Source organism: Streptomyces sp. NPDC107765 (assembly GCF_055657085.1).
The window spans coordinates 45775-66029 of record NZ_JBVKBL010000028.1 but is presented as its reverse complement, the minus strand read 5'-3'; the positions used below and the strand labels follow the sequence as shown (position 1 = coordinate 66029).

Here is a 20255-nt window from a genome sequence, read left to right as displayed (position 1 = left end):
CAACACCTCCTGGCCACCTGGACAGGCACGTGCCCCACCTGCCACCAACCCACCCCCTGGCAGCCCTACGACACCACCTAACAAAGCCCTACTAGCCAGGTGTGCGACTGAGGGTTGGCAGGGCGTTGGTCCGCACGTGGTCCGGACGGCTCGTCAGTTATCCATTGGCGGATGGCTTTCTTCGTCCGGTTCGAGGGGCCGTCTGCAGGAAGTGGTCGTCCGTGGTGGGACCACCTGGCACAGGTTGTAGATCGCGTCTCGTGTGGTCCAGGGGGTCCAGGCCAGGGGCGTAGGCACAGGGCAGGGCCATGTGGTCCAGGGGCGTCAACGCTGTTGGTGAGACGTCTGTGATACCGCGTGAGACGAGAGGAACCCCGCCGGACTGCTCCGGCGGGGTTCTGCGCGTGAGGGCCTACGTCACGGAGTCGATGTGCTCGATACGCGCGGCTCGGATTCCGGCGAGGGCGCTCTGCACGGTCTTGCCCGGAACTGGGTCGCCCTCGATGCCTGCTTGACCCTGTCCTGGAAGGACCGCTTGTGTGGGAGAGGGCGCGTCTCGCGAAGTGGTGTAAGCGTGCGTCCGTACCGAGCTAGGTTCCGCAACGTCGAGGGGACCCTTGGTGGCCGGTGTGTGGGCGAGCGCAGAGGTGGCATCGGCATAGACCGTCAGGAGCCCCTCGGCCTCGTCGACAGAGCCCGCAGGGTGTGCCGCACGGAGCATGGCGAAATTCTGGTTTGTTCACTGAACCGCCCTGATGGGAATAGCCGCGCGGCGCGATACTCAGCGGTAGATCGCGGGTTGCCGAAAACCGGGGATCTACTTCGACCATCAAGGGGGTCTGGATTCGGGCACTGCAGATCTCTGTGCCCCTGGGCATGCCGCCGGCCACAGGGACTGTCCGGGGCATGGATGCGCAGAAGTCAGGGGCCTGCGGGCGTCTTCTCAGGCTCATTGTTTTGGGTGCAACTTCCATAGACGGAGGTGCAGATGGAGCTGTCCGTAACCACTCGGGCCAGTGGATGGGGCATCCCTTTGCGCTTCACTGCCGGAACCCCAAGCGTTGCGGGTGGCGCCTGGACTGCGGGCACAGCGACTTCGAAGACCGCTCGCGTGATGTTGCCGACGTCCTCGGTGGACAGTCTTTTCCTCGTAGAACATGACAGCGAAAATTTGGGCGCGATGCCGCCGGTCAGCGACCCGAACCGGTCAGGCGGTTGAGGCTGGGCCGAGGTCGCGCTCGCCCTGTTCCTTGAACCGGCCCTGATGATTGCGGGGGCGGAGGGGACGCACCCGTGTTCTGCCTTGGGTACGCGGGCAAGGGGCGGACGGCCGCGGCTGAGGTGGTTCCGACCGTCCGGTACGGGGAGTTCCGGGTTCCCGGCTACTACCGGCATGCCCAACGGCTCGGGTCGGTGATTGCTCGGTCCTCGCGGAATCGTTGGGCTGAGAGAACGTTCTGTTGTTTCTGGTGTGATTGTTTCATGTTCGCCGATGTCTGAAAGGTGACGCCTAGTTCAGGGGCATACTTGCCGGGCATAGGCGCCTGCGTGCACGCTTCGACGGTTGCCGTTGAAAGGGATGCCATGCCGGAAAAGGTAGAAGCGAACCTCCTTTCCCCTACTAGGCCAAAGGACAGGAAGGATAACGTCTCGCATCCATATGCGGAAGCACTGCTCAGGCGGAATCCGGAAAACCTAGAGCAAGTAATGGAAGGCGGGATCCCGCTTTCGCGCCATCACGTCATCCCTTACGCTCACCTTCTCAATTTCTGGAACAGGGTTGTTGAGAATGAGTACAATAAAACATCACCGTCCCCCGAGGGGCTCAAAGAAAGACTTCAGGATCTAGTCCAAGTCGTTTTGGATGTTTGCGGTGAATATCAGGGCCTCGAAGGCAATATCTGCTCTTTCAGGGATTTCGCCAATAAATTCATCGCGTCGGAGTATGCTCACCGTGTGGCGGACCCGCCCGATCCCCCCAAGTCTCGCCCCGAGGGCTTCTATAGGGTACTTAGATTCTTCGCCTGGCTGCCGGGGAATCTATTCATCGGCCCCAATAGTGAGCATCGCTACAAAGACCCGAAGGGGGGCTTCGAGAGGGATTGTGCGCCGATTATCGGGGACGAGAAACTCAAGATTCGAAGGAGCGCGTTCAGCAACTTGGAAAGATATCTCCAGAATCCCGAATTGAGATCGGAAGGGAGGGAGTTTATTGATAAATACATCAAGCTTATAAAGGACGGAAAGGGCGATAAAATCTGGCCGCTCAGACGGGTTGACTGGGAAAGGGGTAAAAAGAACCCGAATCGGTGGGGGATCCAGGGTGTCCCGGAGCTCAAGCCGGTGGAAGGACTTGGCCGGTACTCGTCCGACTGGACCGATGAGCGCGTGGAGATCGCCGGCAAGGCGATCGAACTCGATGTCTGGTACGAGGAAGACAATCACCGTCGGCTCCGCGGCAGTGCGACCGACATCGCGATCGGTGAACTCATCGAGTGGATCGACGCGCAGTGGGGAGTGGGTTCAGAGATTCCGGAGGGGTTACGCGAACTCGTCCTGCGCAACCTCACGCTGGAGAGGCTTACCGGCCCGGGCATTGAGGACTGGAATTTCACCATCGCTGCGGAAACGAAGTTCGGTGACCTCGCCACGGACCTTCTGATCTCCCTCCGCCGTCAGACATCGACCGTCGGTGGCCAGCCGAAGAGCGAGTTCACCATGTCGGCGCAGGCGGGACTCACCCTCGTCATCGACGAGGAGGAGACCCGCATGTGGTTCGAAGGCGCCTTCGCGCGGGCCACCGGTTCTCAGAACGCATGGTCCGTGCGCGGTACGTGGAAGGCCGACGACAAGGGGCTGTCGCTCGCCGACCTCGGTGCTGCTCTTGGATGGCCGGATGCCGGGGAGCTGCTGGAGGATCTTCCGTCAGCGCTGCAGCCCGAGTTGCGGGAAGTGACGCTCGCATACGACTCCCGGACCGGGCCCTTGCTCGCCGTTACGGTCGGGGCGTTGACCGTGGTGTTCGCCCCGGTGCGGGCCACCACCGGTCTGATCTGGTGCGTACAGGTCAAGGCAGCCGTGGACGCAGGGCTGGGAGACGTTCCGTTGCTGGCCGGGGCATTGCCGAAGGAGGCCGATCTACGACTCACCTCCCTGCGCGGAGTGTTCGCCTCGGCCGCGGTCGAGAAGCCCTTGCTGGACACGCTCAACACCATGGTCAGCGCCGCGGATCTGCCGGCCTTCCCGGCCGTGGCTCCGGGCGGGGGCCTCCCGCGTGGTGGGCTCCTGTGCGTCGAGTGTGCCGTCCCCGGCATGCCGCCCAACACCCTCACCGTGTCCCTGGGCAAGTCGGCCGGCCCCCGGCCGCCCACCCTACCTGCCGGCACCGGGGACGACGGGCACCTGCTGCCCCAGCTCCCCGATGGGCAACAGCTGCCCGGCGGCCAACGCACCGCGCGCACAGACGCCGTGCCCGAACCCGGACGAGTGCCCGTCACCACCCGCCCCGGCGCCTGGGTGGACGTCGGGCTCTCCATCGGGCCGCTGCATGTGCGCCGGATCGGGGTCACCTATGAGCAAGGTGCCGTCTGGCTCATGGTCGACGGGGCGCTGACCGCGTCCGGGCTCACCATGTCTGTGGATGGTCTCGGCCTGGGGGTGGACCTCGGTGGCGAGGGATTCCCCGTTCGGCCCCGCCTGGCCGGCCTCGGCGTCGAGTTCGAACGGCCGCCGCTGCGCATCGGGGGCGCACTGGTCAACCGGCAGCTCCCGCCCCCCGACTTGATGGTGGGCGGCGCGCTCGTCGTGCAGATGCCGACGGTAGGGGTGACTGCCGTAGGGGCGTATCAGCGCTCGGGCGGTATGACGTCGCTGTTCGTGTTCGGCCGCGGGACCTTGGCGCTCGGCGGGCCGGCGCCGTTCCGGCTGCGGGGCGTGGCCGCCGGGTTCGGTTTCAACAGCTCGGTCCGGCTCCCGGCCGCCGACAGGGTGGCGGACTTCCCGCTGGTGTCCGGGCTGGAAGGGGGGCTGTCCGACGACCCGATGGTGGTGCTCGGCGAGCTGACGAACGGTCAGTGGGTGGTTCCGCGCGAGGGTGGCATCTGGCTCGCGGCCGGCCTGGACTTCTCCTCCTTCGAATTGGTCCACGGGCGATTGCTCCTGTTCCTTGAGGTCGGGGACGGGCTCACGCTCGGGCTGTTGGGCACGGCGCGCGGCGCCTTCCCGCCCACAGGACGGGCGCTGGCGCAGGTGCAGCTGCAGCTGCGGTTGGTGTACCGGTCGGCATACGGGGACTTCAGCGCGTCGGCGCAGTTGTACGACTCCTATGTGATCGACTCCGATTGCGTACTCACCGGCGGATTCGCGTACACCATGTGGTTCTCGCCCAGTACGCATGCGGGGGACTTCGCGCTGACGGTGGGCGGCTACCACCCCTTGTATGCAGCGCCCGCGCATTATCCCCGGGTGCCCCGGCTCGGCTTTTCCTGGACGCCGGGCGGGGTCAGCATCACCGGCACCGCGTTCTTCGCACTTACCCCGTCGGCGGTGATGGCGGGCGGCACTCTGGACGTTCGCTACTCCGCGGGACCGGTCAGCGCATGGCTGACCGCGTGGGCCCAGATCCTGATCAGCTGGAAGCCGTTGTACTTCCGGGTGGGCATCGGGGTGACCGTCGGTGCGTCGCTCAACCTGCTGTTCGTCACCCTCAAGGGAGAGCTGGGGGCGGAGCTGGATCTGTGGGGGCCGCCCACCGGGGGAACGGTCACCGCGAAGCTGGTGTTCGTCACGGTCACGATCGGCTTTGGGCGGGACCGCACCACCACCCCGGAGAAGTTGAAGTGGAACGAATTCACCGAACTGCTGCCGCCGCCCGGGGAGATTCTGCGGATCTCGGCCGCGCACGGTTTGCTCCCGGACGACCAGCAAGAGCTCTCCGGTGAAGATCCGGACCGGCGGTGGCTGGTCGACGCCGACGGGTTCTCCTTCATCGCGGAGACCACGGTGCCTGCCTCTCAGGTCACCTTCCAGGGCCGTGACCTGGGCACCGGAGCGAAGCTCAACATCCGGCCGATGCAGCTCACCGGGCTGGACAGCCCCTTGGCCGTGCGGGTGGCCCGCAACACTGCTGCGAAGGGAGCCACTGCCCGGTGGGAGCCGTTGGACGACGACGGCTCCTGGAAGGAGACCGTGCTCTTGGGCAGTGCCTCCTCCGCGCTGTGGGGGCCACCCGGGGCATCGAACGAGGAACTGCTCGATGCCGACGAGCGGTTGGTCGGGGGGCGTACCGGAGTGAAGATCACCGTGCCCTCGCCGAAGTCCACCGGCGACCTGTTGGAGCCGATTGCCGACAGCTCGCTCAGGTACGAGCAGCCCATGCCGGATGCCGAGAGCCCAGTCGACCCCGCCGCCCCGCCCGCCGGCGACCGGACGCAGCCCGCGCCCGCGCCCGGCGCCGGCGTGAAGCGGGTCGCGGACACCATCGCCATTCAGAGCGGCGAGCGAGGGCGGCTGCACCAAGCGCTGACGGAACTGCTGGCCTCGGAGCGGCACGGGTGCCTGCCCGACGGGTCGCTGGCTGCTTTCGCCAGTCATGTGCGCGAAGACGGGCTCACAGCCGATCCGCTGCTTGTGGTTTCCGGCGCGCATGACCCGCAAGGGAGGGACGCCGATGTCACGCGGTGAGACGCAGCCCCGCACGTCCCGCTTCGAAGTGCACCTGACGGACGACTACGTGCCGAGTGTGCCGGCCGGCCAGTTCCGGATCGAGGCCGCGCAGACCATCTCCTGCATCCCGGAAGAGGACCAACTACCAGGAGTAGCACGTATCTTCGAGGTGCGGGCGCCGCAGTTCCGGCTCGCTCCCGGCGTCGTGCACGCGGTCAATCCAGCACCGGAGACGGAAGGCTGCCACGGCCGCGTCCTGGCGCACGTCACGCTGGCCGCGCGCATCCTGCCCTGGCAGCGCACCATCGACCCTGGCGAGCTGGACACCGGGCCCATCGAACCTCGCCCGCCGTGGCTCGCGTTGCTCGTCTTCGCCACCGGTGAACTCCCGGACGATCCGAACGCGGCAGGAATCACCGACACCATGGCCATCAGTGATCTGCTGTGGCCTGCTGAACCGGCCTTCGGGGAGATCAGGCCGGCGATCCCGCGGTCCCAAGTCGCCGAGGGTGCGGCGACGGAGTGCCGGGTGCTCCGAGTACCCGGTGCCGTCTTCGCCGCCGTCTGCCCGCGTGAGGACGAGTTGCGCCACCTCGCGCACGTACGCTCCGTACGCGACGCCGCCTCCGACTCGCTCGGCGAGGAACTGGCCAAGGGCGACTTCTCGGTGGTGGTCGCCGGGCGGCTGCCGGATCCAGCGGGTGGTCGGCACGTCGCGCATCTGGTGTCGCTGGAGGGCTGCGGCGAGGCACTCGCGTACGCGGCGTCCGCCGGCCCGCACGAGCAGGACGTACGGCTGGTGTCACTGCATCACTGGTGCTTCGACGCGCTGCCGGAGGGCGAGGGCGGGGCCGGGTTTGTCCAGCGGGTGCATGACCTGCTGTTCGAAGACGGGGCGGAATGGGCCACACGCGACCTGCTGCTGCGGATCCCCGTGCCGGGTCCTTCCGGGGGAGTCGATACCGGGCCGGACGACGAGGCACGGCAGCGGGCCACCGACCGCCTCGCACAGGGATGGGTGCCGTTGCCGTACCAGGTCGACTCGGGAGAGGAGACGTACGCCTGGTACCGGGGCCCCTTCACCGCGGCCCCTTCCCGCCAGCTGACCTCGATGCCCGAGGGCGGCTGGACGAGGGCCGGCGGGCTGCTGGCGTACGACCCGGACTGGGCGGTGTTCGACACAGGTTGGGCAGTGGCCTGGACGGTGGGCCGCGCCCTGGCACTCGCCGACGACGACTTCGCCGCCAGGCTGGGCAACTGGCGTGACCGGGCGCGATTCCGGGCGGCGCAACTGGCCCAACGCCTGGCCGCGGCACCACCGGAATCCGACGCAGCGGCCTACCTGGGGCCGCGACCGCGTGCGCGGGCCCTGCGGGAGCGCGTCGAGGACGGGACCCTTGAGCGGCTCATCCACGAGCTGAGCGAGGTCAGGACAGGGCCGGAACGGCCTCGATCGGCCGGAAGCGCTACCGCCGACCTGACACAGACCGGTGCTCCGCCACGCCAGGCGCCCCTGCACCGTGTGCTTGCCGAAGCACTGGCTCCTCCCGGCACCGCTTCCGGCCCCCACGCCCAACGGCTCACCGCGCTGCGCGCCGCCCTGCGCGAGGAACTCGCCGAGGACGGGGAGAAGCCGCTCGCCGACTGGTTCGCGAGGCTGCGCCTGCTGCACGGTGTACCGTTCGCCTACCTCGTACCGTCCGAGACGATGCTGCCCCCCGAGTCGCTGCGGTTCTTCCACGTCGATCCCGGCTGGCTCACCGCTTTGCAGGCCGGGGCCGAGAGCGTCGGCGCGTCCGGTGAGGCGGACCGGGCCCTCGCTGCGGTCGCCGGCCCCTGGCGGAGCCAGATCCCCGCGGCCGACGACCTGGGCCCATGTGCGGGCATGCTGATCCGGTCCGCGCTCACCCGGGAATGCCCGGAGCTCAGCATCCAGGCGTGGCAGGGGCAAGAGGCCGTCGGCTTGCTGCGCCGGGAACTGCTGGCGGGCGACGTCCTCCTCGTTCTCTTCGACAAGGTGCCTGACGCGGTGGAGCTGTCCGAGCCGCCCGAAGGGCTCTCGTTCGGCGCCGACCCGCACCCGGACGACGGAACGCCCGTCCTCAACCTGCGCAGCCTGGGCGGCAGCGACGATCCGGGGAAGACGCTCGAGGGCATGTACTTCCCACAGGAACCGGGCCAGGACGGCCTCCTGGCGTACCTGCGACCCAACGCGGAGGGGCAGCGCGAGCGGCGTGTGCTCGATCTGCGCCCGGCGGATCCCGACGCGCTGATCGGCGCACTCGCCACCCGGCTCCGCGAGGCAGGTGAGCTGTCCGACGGACCACTGGCACCCGCCCCCTTCGGGCTCCAGCTCCTCAACGCTCCCTACCGGCAAATGATCGTCACCCCACCCCTCGCCCCCACGCCTCCACCGGGAGCCGGCCATGAATGAGCCCACAGCCCTGCTGGTCCCTGTCCAGGTGGACGCACTCGTGGTCAACGACCAGGTACGGATCGGTGAGAACTTCCAGCGCTGGCAGCCCAACTACGCTCTGCTGCGCCACCGGCTCTCACCGGAGCCGCCGCCGTTCGCGGGCATCGACACCGAGTTCGCCGTACGGCCCGAACGCAGCGGCGTCTACCTCCAGTGGCAGCTTCCGCAAGCACTCACCCATGGCTGCCAGGAGAACCCCGAGGCCGACATCACCTTCCCGCTGGTACCCAACCGCTGGCTGGTGGTGCGCACCCACGGCCCCTCCGCGGGCATCCGTGAGCGGACCGCCTGGATCGTGGAAAGCGATCACCTCGACCCCGCCACCGGCACCAGCCCCTACGTCACCCGCGACGGGCAGATCACCCGCATCGGCCGCCGGATCGCCCTGGCGGACGAACCATGGAGCGAACCCGGAACGCCGGACGGCGAGCTGTTCCTGACCGCCATCGGCCCCGGCCTGGCCACCTTCGCGGCCTACCAGCCCTACAACACCGACGTGTTCTCCCTCCACGACACGATGGACGGCCTCGACGACGACCGGGAGCACACCGTCTCCTACTTCGTCGCCGGCTGGTACAGCGACACCAGCGCCGACCCCGTGACGGGACTGACCACCGAACAGCTGAAGACCCTCCTGACCACGCACGACTGGACGGTCGCCAAAGACCAGGACGGCCCTGCGACCCGCCTGTTGTGCCACGGCACGGTGCTGGGCCTGACCTGGCAGCGCACCGGGCCGATGCCGTCCTCGCCGCGCCCGGACATCGTGAACGCCGCGGTCGGCAACACCACCGCACACGCCACCGGCGCTCTTCCACAGGAAACCGAGCCGGGTGACGACGCGCGAGGTCCCTGGAGCGCCGCGGCGCTCCTCGGGGCGCTCCAGCACGGCATGCTGGACGAAGCGGAAAGCCCCTTCGCGCAGGCCAGACAGGCTTTCGCCGCCTGGTTCACCCCCGCCCCCGCCGGCTACACCTGGCACCTGGAGGAGGACCCGCACGCCCCTCGAGCCTCCCGGCGCGAACGACGGGCAGCCCGCCGGTCCCTCACCAGCCTGCTCGACCGCCTCAACAGCGCCCAGGCTGTTCACGACGCAGCGGCCCAGGATCTCGCAACGGCCCGGCGCAGGCTCTATGACCTGTGGTGGGCGCAGGGCATGCCGGAAACACCGATGCTGCTGCCCGGAGGGAACCAGCAGGATCCCGACGCCTACCGGGAACAGCTGAACCAGCAGCTCACCGCCGCCGAGCAGGAAGCCACCGCCTGCGAAGAAGCCCTGCAACAGGCCCGCGCCCTCATCCCCTGGGGGATGACGCCCGACAAGCTGGCCGCGGATATCCAGGAATATCTCGGCGACGCCGCACCGGGCTTCGTGCTCAAGCGGGCCCCGCTGCCCGACTACCACCGGCCCAACGAACCCGTGGTGCTCTTGCGCGGGACCAAGGCGGACCAACAGATCCGGTCCAAGGCCGACGAAGCCCTGCGCTGCCGACGCCCCGCCGAGCTGGTCACCGGGGTGTATCTGGACGCCGAGCGTACCCACCTGTCCGCCGCGCCTGCCTCCGCCGTCCCCCTCCCGCCGAACCTGCCGCACCGCCCGGAGGAACTCCGCACGCTCCTCGCAGAGTTCTTCCATCTGGACCCGGCCGGGGCGGCCGACCTGGCCGCCGCCACAGGAGTGCCGCAAGAACGGGTGGAGGACCTGCGCGCGGCCATGGCAGCGCCGCAGCGACAGGCACGCGGAGTGGCGCCCGCGCACGGCACCGCCCCGTGGTCACAGCCATGGTCGCCACTGTTCTTCCAATGGGAGGTGGACTACTACCCGATCGCCTTTGCGGAGCCCGACTCGGCCCAGTCCCCGGAGAACGCCAACTGGGTCTTCGACGGCCACGGCTATCGCTGGCCCCGCCGGCGTGGTGTCGGCGAAGCGATCACGCTGCGCGGCCGCCAGTTCCTCACTCCGACACCCTCCCAGCAGCAGGAGGGGAGGCTGCGCCAGTACGCGGAGGACCGCTCGGGACCGTACCGGGAGCAGCTGCTGGCACTGGCGGCGCTGGCCGGTGAAGGCGACCTCATCGCCCAGACGCTCGATGGTTTCCAGGACCAGCTCTCCGCTCGTTCGGTCAACAACGCGCTGGAGACGGATGGTTCTTCGCGGGTACGCAGCGCCGCCGTGGCGGAGCAGGCCGCCCTCATCCGGCCTCCCGACCTGGGATCATTGCCCCACCCTTTCGTCTTGTGGCCGACGTCCCGGTTCCAGGAGATCCGCTCCGGACAGTTCGCCTTCCACCGGCTGAGCATCGTCGACCGGTTCGGCCGAGCCCTGCCGGTGGTCGTGCCCGACGAGATCCAGCTGCGGGACTCCATCGGCAACGGCACACCCGCGCACGCCTTCCGCCCTTGGATCGCCGACGAGTTGTGCCCGGGCCTGGACGAGAACGGCCACCCGATCACCGTGGTCACCCAGGACGCCGGCCGCTTCGTGGAGGTCAAGCCGCGGCTGCCGCAGCCCGCACGCACCCGGCTCCATCCCGTTTCGGCAACCGACGATGACACCCCCGCCGAGGGGGATCACGCAGGCGCGGCCCTGTGCGGCTGGCTGATCCCCAACCACCTGGACCGCACCCTGCTGTGCTACGGCTCGGACGGAGCGGCGCTCGGCGCCGTCGACACGGCGGTGACCATTGACGGCGTCACCCGGCTGGCCTGGCTGCCGCTTCCCGGTTCTCCCTACGAACAGCACGAGGACCTGGCCGAGGACCACCGGCACCTGCACGACCTGGTCGCCACCCTGCTGGAGCGCGACCCCCGCACCCTGGTCACCCTGCTGCGCGCCCTCGACCGCACCCTGACGACGATTGCACCGAACGGCGACCAGACCCCCGGGACCACCCTCGGACGCCTGCTCGGCCGCCCGCTGGCCCTGGTACGGGCCTGCGCCAGGATCGACCTGGACGGCCCCGCACGGTACGACCCGTCCTGGCGGAACCTGCTGGACCCCGTGCCCCCGGCGCTGCTCGGCTATCGCTGGCCAGTGCGGCTCGGTGAGTGCGACGACCTGGACGACGGGCTGCTCGGCCACTTCCTGGAACGGGACTACGGCACCCTGCACACCGTTCTGGCCGACAAAGACCTCAGCGACCTGGACGATCCGGACGGCTACCTGCGGCCGATCGCCGCCGGGTACGGACTGGCACTGCCGGTGCGTGCACCGCGCGACCACGACACCGCCAGCTCGGCACGGCTGACGCTCCTCGTCGACCCGTACGGAGCGGTCCACGCCACCACCGGAATCCTGCCGACCGCCCACCTTCGGCTGCCTGGCCGGGCGTTCGAGGAGCCGTTGGAGGCATTGGCCGCAGCCTTCCGGTTCGGGCCGATGCCCCTGCTCCCCGTACCGGGCAACGAGAGCCCGGTCCTGCCACGCCCCTCCGACCGCCACGGCACCTGGAGCTGGCAGCAGAAGTCCCCGGCCGGCACATGGCAGGGACTACCGACCCGCCCGAGCACTCCCGAACCGCACTTTCCCCTGCCAAGCCCGCAGTTGCGGACCGGCTGGCTCCAACTGCACCCGGCCGAGCCCGAGGAGGACCACGCATGACGACCGGCATCACCGGCGAAGAACTTCCACCACCGGCCTACGCCCTGGGCCGGGGAGCCCTCGACCACGCCCTGACCTCCGCCCCCTTTCCCCTGCAAGCCAGCCACGCCACCGCACCACTGAACCGTGCCGACCTGGACATCGTCATTTCGGCGGCCCCCGGCGAGGACGTGCTGTGCCGGGGCCTGGTGATCGAACTGCCGATGGGGACGACCGCCCAGTCCCTGGTGGAGTCCGCCGACGGCATCAGCATCGCCCTGTTGGACGACTTCTGGAGCTGGTCGCTGGAGACCACCGACACCGCGGTCCGTTGCCTGTTGACCGCCAAGGACGACGGATTCATCTTCGACGAGGACGGCCTGACGGTCGGGCTGCGTGGCCTTGGCATCAACCGCGAACACGGCAATGCACGCATCAAGGTGTTCGAGGACAACGAACCGCTGCAACAGAACACCACCAGGCAACCGGTGCCCCTGGACGTCGCGAAGGTGCCCTACCGCCCGGAGCTCGAATCCGGATCCCCCAACCGGTTCTCCGTGCACCGCTACTCGGGCAGCGGCGCCGACACCGCCCCCGCCACCCTCGTCAAAGCCGGGTCCACCGTCACCCTCCGCTGGCAATACCGGCAGGGCGTCGAACGCCACCTGTTCGGGCAGTACCTGTCCGCGGACTACTCGGCGCCCGGAATCGACGTCTCCGACCTCAGCCGCTTCGACACCGAACCGCTCCAACGCACGACCACCTTCACCCTCCGCACCCGCGACCAGGAAACCGGCGACACGACCTACGACACGGTAACGGTGCAGGTCGATTCGCCCACCCTGGCGGGGCTCACCCTCACGGGTCCCCTGAGCGGGCACAACCGCACGCTCACCCTCGCCGTACCGGTGACCGTGGCGGGAACGCTCGTCGCACAACAAGGACTCGAAGCATCCGGCGCGTTCCACGCGTCCACCGCCGTCACCGTGACGGACACCCTGACCGCGGAAGCCGGCGCGACCGTCGACGGCCCGCTCCAGGTGGACGGCTCCATCGAGGTACCCGGCGACGTCGAAGTGCAGCACGTCACCACCAGGAACCTCACCGCGAAGAAGACCGTCAAAATGCTCGGCGGCACGCGCCGCCTGGGCTTAGCAGGCGATTCCCTGACCGCCGAATCCGACGGCCTGTGCGTGGCCCATGCGTTCTACATCGGCGGGAACATCACTTCGAACTTCTCCCTGCACGTGAACGGCGACCAGCGGCCGATGCGCGCTCACGCCAGCAGTAGGCGACCCAGCCAAGCCGTCTTCATGCCCATGCTGCGTGGCGAGACACTCACACTCAGCGGGCTCGTGCCGGGCGGCCCCACCACCCTGGTGGTGTGGATGCCGTTCGGGGGACCGGCGAACAGCGTCCACCCCGATGCGCACCGCCCTGGAGAAAGGCAGACATGACCACCGAGGCCGCTGCCACACCCCTGCTCACCCATCGCTTCTACACCGATCCCGATCCGCTGGAATCCGACCCTTCAGGTCCCACCGAAGCGGAGGTCACCCTGCTGGTCACCAACGGAGGCTTTAGCCCCGTGCGGTGTACCGGCATCACCGTCACCTTCCCTGTTGGCCAACGCGCCCGGGACCTGGCCGCAAGCTCCCAGAACGTGAATGTGACATCGGTGCCGGAAGGCTGGGAGGCGGAGGACCCGATCCGGACCAACAGGTTCGTACGCTTTACTTTCACCCCGTCCGGAGGCTCCACGGTCATCACGGACAAGTCGCTTCGGTTCGACTTCTTCCCCATGGCCGTCAACAGCACCGTGGGCGTGTCCTACCCCGAGGTCACCGAGGTAACTGCCACTGAAGACCAGCAACCGGAGTCGCGGCCCGTCACCCTCAGGCTGCCCAAGTTCCCGGTCGGGGTCCGCGGCGGCGCGGTCACGGGTACCAACCTCGCGGTCTTCCCGGAGCAACACACCGAGGCGGCCCTGCCGCTGGTCCGGGTCGCTCGCGGCAGCAAGGTCACCATCGCCTGGAAACCCGCGCCCGGCCTGGCCCGCATCCTGCACTGGCAGGACAGTGACACGGGAACCGAGCTCGCGGACGGTGCGGGCAGCCTGGTGTGCGGCCCACTTCTCCGGGACACGACATTCACCCTCCAGACCGTCTCCCAGGCCGAAGGCGAGACCACGAACCGGTACGACTCGGTGACCGTGGCAGTCGACGTGCCCTCCTACGAGAAGATCACGGTGCCCGGTGAGGTGGGTACGCCTGGCCCGTCCACCCCCATGCACATCGACGGACAGCTCACGATCACGGAGTCGCTCACCGCGCCGAGCGCCCTGGTCACCGGAGAGCTGAAGACGCAGGCCACACTCTGCACGCCGTCGGTCGAAGCCGACCGTCTGCGCTTCTCGGGAACCGTGAACGCCACACAGATAAACCTCGCGACGGATCTCACCGCGTCCAGGGTCACCAGCAGGCAGGGACTCACCGCGACCGGGACCGTACGCATCCTCAAAGCCGTGGAGGAGCTGTCCGCCAACGGAGGCACGCGGACCATGACCACGGACGGGGTGGTGGTGGCCAGCGCCTATGGGGGGAGCGGCGAACTGACTTTGAAAGTCGGCGAATTCCAGACCACCACCGTCAGTGGACTGGGCAATCTCACGGTCCCCGTCCGCGCCGGCAGCCAGGTCACCTGGGCCGTTGAAGGCACTCCTGAACCCCGTCAAGTCGAGTTCTACTGGTTCGCATTCGGCGTGTAACCGCGTGCACGGACTTCTCCCAGCCTCCATCGCGAAGGGCAGCCATGAATTCCAGCCCGGCAGACGAACAGACGCTGCTCACCTACACCTGTGTAACGGTCCCGGAGCAGGTGTACGCGAGTCCTCCGGACGGCGAACTCTCCTTGTGCGACTTGCGGATCAACGTGACCAACCACCAGACCGAGCCCGTGTACTGCCCGCTTCTCACGATCCGACTGCCCGTCGGCGCCGGGGCCCGGCAACTCCTGGTATCCGGTAGCGGGATCACCCCTCTCGCCACACCCGCCACGTGGTCGGTCGCGGCGTTGCAGGAAGACGTGCTGATCGCCGTACCGCAGGACGGCACAGCCAGGTTCACCCCCTCCGAACATGCGCCGCGGCAGACGGTGACGCCGAGCCTGGCCATCGAACTCAAGGGGCTCCGGATCAGCCGTGAGCCGGGCACCGCAGTCGTCGAGCTCGTCGAATCCGCTGCCACCACCCCCGACGAGCCACCGTCAGGACGCACCCACACCTTCGAGATCATCAAGCGAGGGCTCGGACTCGCCACCGCGGGCCTTGCCGAGGAGGTCTGACCCCATGGCATCGACGGCTGCCAACTTCACCGCTCATCTCAACCTCCCTGGAGACCCGCCCCACCCCACCCCGGCAACCCTGGTTCGTCCGGGCGACACGATCGTCCTCCAGTGGAGCGGACCGGCCGGGGAACACACTCTGTACACCGAGGACGAACCATCGGGCAGGCGCGTCACCTTTCCGTACATCACCCAACCGCTCACCCGCGACTGCGTGTTCACCCTGAAGAGCGCCGCCAGCGGGATGATGCGCTACGACTCGCTCACGGTCACCGTCGACCGGCCCGTACTGCCCGGCATCGAAGTCGGCGAACTCGTCAGCGGCCCCGCCCTCACCATCACGGCCCCACTCACGATCAACGGCCCCCTGACCGTCGATGGCGAGACCGACCTCACCGGTACCTGCTCCGCCACCGCGGTGGTGGCTTCAGGACCCGTGGAGACCAAGGTCCTGACCGTCAGTGCCACCGCCACCGGCGTTGACAGCACGTCGCGGCTGAGCACGGATGGCGAACTCACCGTGAAGGGCACCCTCCAGAGCGACGAGTCGCTCAGCATTCGGGGCAGCGCCGTCGAGATCTTCGACAAGGACATCCGCAGCGGTACCGAGATCGACCCCTACAACCCCGCTCCGGGCGATGGTTTCCTCGTCACCACATCCGATCCCGACGCCTTTCCCTCCGAAGTCCAGTTCACCGCCACCATCTCGGGCATCAGCGCCGCCGCCCGCGATTACGGCCCTGGCACAGCACTGGCGGCACTGCCGGTCCACCAAGGCGACCCGCTGAGCAGCACCGCATCCGACGCCCTCTACTACTTGATTCGGTTCTCAACCGGCTCGTAGCCCAGGGCCCAGGCCAGGGCCACACCGGCCGCTCATGCCGGCGGGCAGGGCCACCGCTGTCCGGGTCGGCATCGGCCAGGTCCACGGCGGCGGCAAGGCGCTGCCACTCGACGACCACTTCAGCGCCCGGGCATGGTCTCGACAATGACAATGCTGTGGGGCTCCTTGTTCGGTCCACTCGCTGTCGTCAGTGGGCGCCAGCTGTCGAATGGTCCCGACTGACGGTCGAGTTTGAACAACGGGGGTCCACATGTCGTGAGGAGCGGGAGGCTGGGTGGGTGCTTTCCCCGGCCCGGAGTCTGACTCATGAGATCTCTGACCGCGATGTCCTTTTCTCACAGTGTCGGCCGTTGGCCGGGGAGGGTGCGTTGTCGGTACCGGGCTGGTGGGGTGTGTCACGATCGGGGCCTGCCGATCCATGAGGCGTCATCACGATTCTGACCGCCCCACGCGACCCGGTGCCGGCGGCGCGATGCCATCGGACCGGAAGGGAACGAGCATGTCCCCAACGAGCACGTCCAGTACGTCGCCCGCCCCGCGTAGGCGCCGTCGCCGCCCCACGGGGGAGGTGGTGCTGGGAGTGGACACGCACCGGGATGCTCATGTGGCTGCGGTGCTCTCCTTGGTAGGGGCAGTGCTCGCTACTGGCGAGTTCCCGGCCACCGCGGCTGGATACCGCGACCTGCTGAAGTGGGCGAGGGGCCTGGGCGTGGTGAGGCGGGCCGGGATTGAAGGGACCGGCTCCTTCGGAGCGGCTCTGTCCCGCTATCTGCTGTCCCAGGGCGTGGACGTGTTCGACGTGAACCGGATGGACCGGGCAGATCGCCGTCGGCGCGGCAAGACAGATCCGCTCGATGCCGGGAACGCGGCCCGGGCGGTGCTGAGCGGGCGAGCCCGCGCCAGGGCCAAGTCAGGCGACGGACCCGTGCAGATCGCCCGGCTATACAAACTGGCCAAGGGATCGGCCGTCAAAGCCCGCACTCAGGCCATCAACCAGCTCAAGGCCGTCCTCCTTACTGCCGACCCCAACCTGCGGAAGAAATGGCCGGGCTGAACAATGCGGAACTCCTCCGCACCTGCGCACGGCTCGCCGACGTGCGCCAGAAGGACGAGGACGGTGAAGCCCCGGTGCTGCACGCCACTCGGATCACCCTGAGCCTGCTGGCTCACCGGATCGGGCAGCTCACCGACCAGATCCGGGACTTGGAAGATCGCCTGGCCCGCCTCGCGGAACGCCACGCCCCGCAGCTGCTCGCAGTGGTGGGTATCGGTCCGGACACGGCCGCCACTTTGCTGATCACGGTGGGGGACAACCCGGAACGTCTGAGCAGCGAAGCATCCTTCGCCGCGCTTTGTGGGGTCAGCCCCGTAGAACGCTCCTCAGGCAGTCGGCAGTACCGTCGCCTCAACCGCGGAGGCGACCGGCAAGCCAACGCCGCCCTCCACCGGATCGTGCAGACCCGTCTGCGCTTCGACCCCCGCACCCAGGTCTACTGCGAACGCCGCATCAAGGAGGGGAAGACCCGACGCGAAATCGTCCGATGCCTCAAACGCTACGCCGCCCGGGAGGTCTTCCACCTGGTCAGGCCCGTATAGCCCTGGCCCCCGTTATAGGGGCTGTGAGGAACCCCCGTCGGCTTGCCGGCGGGTTCCTGCGTTCGGGGACGGCCTGGTGAGGTGTTCGGCACGGTCTTGCTGTGCTCCGGCTCTGCCGTTCGACCACGACTGTTGCATCAAGACCGGACCTGGAGTGAGGGGCCGTGAGCGTTCGGCATCGGACGGTCAGGGGAACTTGGCTTGTGTACCCGCCAGTTGATCGAGATCGCCCGTAAACTCATGGGCAACTTGTCGGCCACTTGGAAGCGCCATGTGGTCGGGAGGCGAATGTTCAAGCACCCCACGCACCGGCCGGCGTCCGCCGGGTGGGGAGGTCGTCCTCGGTGTGGACACCTACCGGGATGTTCATGCCGCCGCGGTGGTCTCCTCGCTGGGGGAGGTGATCGGGACCGGGAGCTTCCCCGCCACCGCGGCGGGATATCGCGAACTGCTGATGTGGGTCAGGGGGTGGGCACGGCTCGGGATGACTGGCATGCGTGATGCTGCGGCGAGCCGGTGTTGCCTGGTCGATCAGGTACGACCTGTGCGTCCCGGCCCTGCTCAAGGCCGTTTTTCGGTGCATGTCCGGACCAGCCTTACGCCTCCGCGGGGGTGGCCGGTCGTGTCGCGTAGCGGTGGCGCATGGCGTCGCTGGCCGCGGGGCCTGCGGTGAAGATGTAGGTGGCGCTGTCGTCGAGTCGGCGGCCGGTCTTGGCGTCGACGACGACGGGCTCGACTTCCTCGCCGCTGTGCGCGTCGATGAGGATCATGCTGCGTTCGGCCGATGTGAGGCGGGAGTTGCCCCATGCGGCCAGGGCGACGATCACCGGTCGTAGGGAGTGCCCGAGTTCGGTGAGGACGTACTCGTGGCGCACGGGGTTGGACTGGTAGGGCCGGCGTTCCAGTAGCCCGTCCGCGACGAGGGTTTTCAGCCGGGTGGTGAGCATGCTGGAGGAGATGCCCAGGCTCTCCTGGAACTGGTCGAAGCGGGTGTAGCCGTCAAAGGCGTCGTGGAGGATCAGCAGCGTCCACCACTCGCCTACGTGTTCCACCGTCGTAGACAGCGGGCACTCTCGGTCCGACAGCCTGATTCGGCTTGCCACGGCGGCCACCCCCTCAGTTACTGCTAAAGTCGAAGTTAGTGGGTGCTATTTTAGCAGTAATGAACGGGAGCGGTGCCTTCTGTGTCCGCACCCGGGAACGGAGCACACCGTGACCTCCCTCAGCGAATCCCTCGAAGGCCGATGCGCTCTGGTCACCGGCGGCACCAAGGGCACCGGAGCCGCCATCGCCCGACGTCTCGCCCAGGCCGGCGCAAACGTACTGGTCACCGCCCGCAGCCGCCCTGACGACGTCGAGGAGAATGCGTTCATCACCGCCGACCTGTCCACCGCCCAGGGCGCAGCCCACGTCGCCGCCGAGGTGGACGCCCGCGTGGGAGGCGTCGACATCCTGGTCAACACCCTCGGCGGGTCCGAGTCGCCGGCTGGAGGGTTCGCAGCGCTCGGCGAGGACGACTGGGCCAGGGAGCTGAACACGAACCTGCTGGCCGCTGTCCGCCTGGACCGCGCACTCCTGCCGCACATGATCGCCACGGGCAAGGGCGTGATCGTGCACGTCACCTCGATCCAGCGCCGCATGCCGCTGTGGAACGGAACCCTGGCCTACGCCGCCGCCAAGGCCGCCCTGACCACCTACAGCAAGGGCCTGGCCAACGAGGTCGCCCCGCACGGCGTCCGCGTCAACACCGTCTCGCCCGGCTTCGTGCAGACCTCGGCCGCCGACAACCTTGTCGCCCGGATCGCCCACGACGCAGACATCACCCAGGAAGCGGCGCTGGGCCGGCTCATGGACTCCCTGGGCGGCATCCCGCTGGGCCGTCCCAACCGGCCTGAGGAAGTCGCCGAGCTCGTCGCCTTCCTCGTCTCCGACCGCGCCTCGGCCATCGTCGGTGCCGAACACGTCATCGACGGCGGCACCACCCCCACCGTCTGAACCTGCCACCACCCCAGGGAGCGTCATGCACGACAACCCGCCCCGAACCAGCACCCCGGACGCCCTGCCCGAGGTGATCACCCGCTACCTGAAAGCGCACCGCGCCCACGACACCGCAACCGCCATCACGGCGTTCACCTGCGCAGCCACAGTGATCGACGACGGCAACACCTACGAGGGCACCGAGGCGATCGGGGAATGGCTCGACCGATCCGCCACCGAATTCAACTACACCATCCACCTCACCGGCGCCCAGCAGACCGACGCAACCCGCTACATCGCCACCCACCACCTCGAGGGCAACTTCCCCGGCGGGACCATCGATCTGCGCTACCAGTTCACACTCCGCGACGGCCTCATCGAACGCCTCGTCATCGAGCCCTGAGTCCCCACCCACGCCACACTCTGCCGCCACCTGCGAGAAGCCCCGCTCGCCCCGGACCGTCGTTCCAGGCCGTTGTGCCCAGCCACTCAACCACTGTGCCAGCCCTCCAGTTTGGGATCAGCACGTGCACGCCTGAGGAATCAAGGTGAGTAACTCCGAGGTCATCCTCGGTGCAGGGTGAGGAGATTCAAATATCCCCACCAAACCAGCTGACCGGGCAGATCCGTGAACCGGAAGACCATCTGGCCCGGCACGTGAATTGCCATTTCCCGCAGTTGCTCGCCTCGGTGGGCATCGGGCCGGACAGGGCCCGTCACCTTGCTGATCACGATCGTGATCATCAGGCCCAGCACGTCGACGGCCGGGCCGCGTT

12 protein-coding genes and 1 pseudogene are annotated in these 20255 nt (G+C 68.1%); 10 read left to right on the top strand and 3 right to left on the bottom strand.

Features of this window, described 5'->3' with window-relative positions; genetic code table 11:
- Window positions 1–1707: 1707 nt before the first annotated feature.
- From ACZ7MX_RS39015 to ACZ7MX_RS38980, 8 genes and pseudogenes are all read left to right on the top strand, one after another.
- Window positions 1708–5682 (top strand): DUF6603 domain-containing protein, encoded by a 3975-nt coding sequence (locus tag ACZ7MX_RS39015; RefSeq protein ID WP_472139391.1) that lies wholly within the window; start codon window positions 1708–1710, stop codon window positions 5680–5682.
- Window positions 5669–8098 (top strand): hypothetical protein, encoded by a 2430-nt coding sequence (locus tag ACZ7MX_RS39010; RefSeq protein ID WP_472139389.1) that lies wholly within the window; start codon window positions 5669–5671, stop codon window positions 8096–8098. Before ACZ7MX_RS39015 ends, ACZ7MX_RS39010 begins: the two co-directional genes overlap by 14 nt.
- Window positions 8091–11741 carry a hypothetical protein gene (locus ACZ7MX_RS39005; protein WP_472139387.1) on the top strand — a complete coding sequence of 1217 codons (3651 nt, stop codon included), beginning with the start codon at window positions 8091–8093 and terminating at the stop codon, window positions 11739–11741. Before ACZ7MX_RS39010 ends, ACZ7MX_RS39005 begins: the two co-directional genes overlap by 8 nt.
- Complete coding sequence (locus ACZ7MX_RS39000; protein WP_472139385.1) at window positions 11738–13177, top strand: polymer-forming cytoskeletal protein; 1440 nt, start codon at window positions 11738–11740, stop codon at window positions 13175–13177. The genes ACZ7MX_RS39005 and ACZ7MX_RS39000 overlap by 4 nt, the downstream gene beginning before the upstream one ends.
- Window positions 13174–14487 (top strand): hypothetical protein, encoded by a 1314-nt coding sequence (locus ACZ7MX_RS38995; protein ID WP_472139383.1) that lies wholly within the window; start codon window positions 13174–13176, stop codon window positions 14485–14487. Before ACZ7MX_RS39000 ends, ACZ7MX_RS38995 begins: the two co-directional genes overlap by 4 nt.
- 44 nt (window positions 14488–14531) lie before the next feature.
- Window positions 14532–15062, top strand: coding sequence for a hypothetical protein (locus ACZ7MX_RS38990; RefSeq protein WP_472139381.1), 531 nt, complete (start codon window positions 14532–14534; stop codon window positions 15060–15062).
- A gap of 4 nt (window positions 15063–15066) precedes the next feature.
- Window positions 15067–15906: a hypothetical protein gene (locus tag ACZ7MX_RS38985; protein ID WP_472139379.1), complete on the top strand. Its 840-nt coding sequence runs from the start codon at window positions 15067–15069 to the stop codon at window positions 15904–15906.
- 499 nt (window positions 15907–16405) lie between these two features.
- Window positions 16406–17502 (top strand): annotated as a pseudogene (locus ACZ7MX_RS38980) (IS110 family RNA-guided transposase).
- A 366-nt stretch (window positions 17503–17868) separates the two neighbouring features.
- Here ACZ7MX_RS38980 and ACZ7MX_RS38975 read toward each other — a convergent pair.
- Together ACZ7MX_RS38975 and ACZ7MX_RS38970 are read right to left on the bottom strand one after the other, a co-directional pair.
- Window positions 17869–17997, bottom strand: a complete 129-nt coding sequence (locus tag ACZ7MX_RS38975; protein ID WP_472139377.1) for a hypothetical protein — start codon at window positions 17995–17997, stop codon at window positions 17869–17871.
- Between the two features lie 101 nt (window positions 17998–18098).
- Window positions 18099–18554, bottom strand: coding sequence for a winged helix-turn-helix transcriptional regulator (locus ACZ7MX_RS38970; RefSeq protein ID WP_472139375.1), 456 nt, complete (start codon window positions 18552–18554; stop codon window positions 18099–18101).
- Between the two features lie 160 nt (window positions 18555–18714).
- On the opposite strand from ACZ7MX_RS38970, the gene ACZ7MX_RS38965 reads away from it, so the two are divergent.
- Window positions 18715–19497: an SDR family oxidoreductase gene (locus tag ACZ7MX_RS38965; protein WP_472139373.1), complete on the top strand. Its 783-nt coding sequence runs from the start codon at window positions 18715–18717 to the stop codon at window positions 19495–19497.
- A gap of 25 nt (window positions 19498–19522) precedes the next feature.
- The gene (locus ACZ7MX_RS38960) at window positions 19523–19882 is read left to right on the top strand and encodes a nuclear transport factor 2-like protein (RefSeq protein ID WP_472139371.1); all 360 of its coding nucleotides are present in this window, start codon (window positions 19523–19525) and stop codon (window positions 19880–19882) included.
- 161 nt (window positions 19883–20043) lie between these two features.
- Here the strand turns inward: ACZ7MX_RS38960 and ACZ7MX_RS38955 are convergent, their stop codons facing one another.
- Window positions 20044–20223 (bottom strand): hypothetical protein, encoded by a 180-nt coding sequence (locus tag ACZ7MX_RS38955; RefSeq protein WP_472139369.1) that lies wholly within the window; start codon window positions 20221–20223, stop codon window positions 20044–20046.
- Between the last annotated feature and the right edge of the window lie 32 nt (window positions 20224–20255).

Bases quoted from the DNA above. Each gene is read 5' to 3' on its own strand.
- ACZ7MX_RS38955 (WP_472139369.1), bottom strand. From the start codon at position 20,223: ATGATCACGATCGTGATCAGCAAGGTGACGGGCCCTGTCCGGCCCGAT.
- ACZ7MX_RS38995 (WP_472139383.1), top strand. From the start codon at position 13,174: ATGACCACCGAGGCCGCTGCCACACCCCTGCTCACCCATCGCTTCTAC.
- ACZ7MX_RS38960 (WP_472139371.1), top strand. From the start codon at position 19,523: ATGCACGACAACCCGCCCCGAACCAGCACCCCGGACGCCCTGCCCGAG.
- ACZ7MX_RS38990 (WP_472139381.1), top strand. From the start codon at position 14,532: ATGAATTCCAGCCCGGCAGACGAACAGACGCTGCTCACCTACACCTGT.
- ACZ7MX_RS38975 (WP_472139377.1), bottom strand. From the start codon at position 17,997: ATGCCAGTCATCCCGAGCCGTGCCCACCCCCTGACCCACATCAGCAGT.
- ACZ7MX_RS39000 (WP_472139385.1), top strand. From the start codon at position 11,738: ATGACGACCGGCATCACCGGCGAAGAACTTCCACCACCGGCCTACGCC.
- ACZ7MX_RS39005 (WP_472139387.1), top strand. From the start codon at position 8,091: ATGAATGAGCCCACAGCCCTGCTGGTCCCTGTCCAGGTGGACGCACTC.
- ACZ7MX_RS38985 (WP_472139379.1), top strand. From the start codon at position 15,067: ATGGCATCGACGGCTGCCAACTTCACCGCTCATCTCAACCTCCCTGGA.
- ACZ7MX_RS39015 (WP_472139391.1), top strand. From the start codon at position 1,708: ATGGAAGGCGGGATCCCGCTTTCGCGCCATCACGTCATCCCTTACGCT.
- ACZ7MX_RS39010 (WP_472139389.1), top strand. From the start codon at position 5,669: ATGTCACGCGGTGAGACGCAGCCCCGCACGTCCCGCTTCGAAGTGCAC.